We start from the raw sequence: 1,746 nt of genomic DNA, 5'->3' as shown, positions 1-1,746 counted from the left end.
ACACCATCTGGGTCGAGACGGTGGGCGTCGGGCAGTCCGAGGTGGCCGTGGCGGGGATGGTGGATACCTTCCTGCTGCTCATGCTGGCCCGCACGGGCGACCAGTTGCAGGGCATCAAGCGGGGCATCCTCGAACTGGCCGACGTGATCGCCGTCAACAAGGCCGACGGGGACAACGCGGGCGAGGCCCGCGTCGCGGCCCGGGAGCTGACGATCGCGATGCGGCTCATCCGGTCCGACCCGAACGAGCGCCGGACGCCGGTGCTCACCTCGTCCTCCTACACCGGCGACGGCCTCGATGAGGTGTGGGAGGCCGTGCTTAAGCACCGCGCCGAGCTCGAGACGTCCGGCTCGCTCCACCAGCGGCGCGCCGACCAGCAGCGCGACTGGATGTGGTCGCTCGTCGTCGACGACCTGACGACGTCCCTGCGCCGCTCCCCCGCGGTGAAGGCAATCGCGAAGGATCTCGAGCACAAGGTGGAGGCCGGCGAGCTGAGCGCCGTCGAGGCGTCCACCGCGATCCTGGACGCTTTCCGCCGCGACTTCGCCTGAGCGTCGGCGTGCACATTCTGATCTGACCGGGGTCGATGCGCATGAACCGAATCAGTGGCACGTTTCACTTGCATCGACCCCGGCGGGATCAGAAACGTCCCTCGCCGGGGGCGGCGCCCTCGTCAGCCGCGCCGCTCCACCGCGAACGTGACGCTCGGCTTGGGCTCCTTGCCGCACGATTCGGGCAGTGGTGCCCCGACCTCGGGTGTGACGAGCAGCACCCACGTCCGGCCGTCGACATGATGGACGACGACCGTGTGCCCGTCGGGGTCGGGCTCACACCACAGATCACCCGGCTCGGTCACCCGTTCGGTCGCCCGCACCCAGGACTCCGCCGCCTGCCAGGCGGGCGGTACATGGGTCCGTCCGCGGTCGTGGCGGGCGTCCAGGCTCTCGACCGCCATCCGGCCGGACGCCGCGGCGTCCAGAGCCTGCGTCGCGAGTTCGGCGGTGAGCCGGGCCAGCATCTGCCCGATGGGCAGAACCAGCCCGGTGGGCGCGAACCGGTGCCCGCCGGTGTGCGAACACTCCCAGACCTGGCCGGGGTGGCGGGCGGCGGCAGCCTGGACAATCGGCCGGCCCTGGAGGGCGCAACAGACGTCGCGCCGTGAGTTGGTGCACACCAGCAGCACCGGGTGGCTCGCCGCCCGCAGCCACGGGCAGGCACGCAGGACGGCGTCGGCATCCCCGGCAGCGAGGTCTTCCCACGGCAGCCGCAGGACGGCGTCCGGTCCGAGCGCCACCCCTTCGAGAAGGAACGGGCCGGTAGCGAGGCCGCCCGCCACGAAGACGCGTCGCGACTGGAACCCGTCACCCGCAGCATGGTGTCCGGCCGCCCGGATGAGCAGGACGCGCCCACCGGCCGCCGACGCCTCGTCACCCAACGCGCGGCCGAGCGCGGGGTCGAGGTGCGACTCCACCAGGGCGTCCCGCCCCCACGGGCCGGGTTGCTCGAGCGCCACCCAGAACCCGGCGGGCGTTGCCGACCCGGACGCCGGCCGACGCTGCCACGCCGCGGAGCAGGCGACGCTCATCGCGGCATCCTCCGCCAGACGGCCCGGGGCACGTGGGCGGCGACGGCGAACAACACGCGTAGCTGCCACGGGATCCACACCACCGTGGGGCCGCCGGAGCGGACGCGGGCGGCCACGGCGTCCGCGACCTGGGCCGGCGTCGACGCGAACACGGCGGGCTT

At 73.0% G+C, this 1,746-nt stretch carries 1 protein-coding gene and 1 pseudogene; one reads left to right on the top strand and one right to left on the bottom strand.

Annotated elements, in window-relative coordinates; genetic code table 11:
- A pseudogene (locus tag Q1K57_RS12960) lies at nt 1-551 on the top strand (methylmalonyl Co-A mutase-associated GTPase MeaB); the annotation flags it as partial.
- Between the two features lie 122 nt (nt 552-673).
- On the opposite strand, the gene Q1K57_RS12955 reads toward Q1K57_RS12960, so the two are convergent.
- Complete coding sequence (locus Q1K57_RS12955; protein WP_300083329.1) at nt 674-1,585, bottom strand: sucrase ferredoxin; 912 nt, start codon at nt 1,583-1,585, stop codon at nt 674-676.
- Nucleotides 1,586-1,746 lie beyond the last annotated feature (161 nt).

The sequence above is a fragment of the Propioniciclava sp. genome (assembly GCF_029977985.1).
In the GTDB taxonomy this organism is placed as follows: Bacteria; Actinomycetota; Actinomycetes; order Propionibacteriales; family Propionibacteriaceae; genus Propioniciclava.
This window is presented reverse-complemented; position numbering and strand designations above follow the sequence as displayed.

Bases quoted from the DNA above. Each gene is read 5' to 3' on its own strand.
- Q1K57_RS12955 (WP_300083329.1), bottom strand. From the start codon at position 1,585: ATGAGCGTCGCCTGCTCCGCGGCGTGGCAGCGTCGGCCGGCGTCCGGG.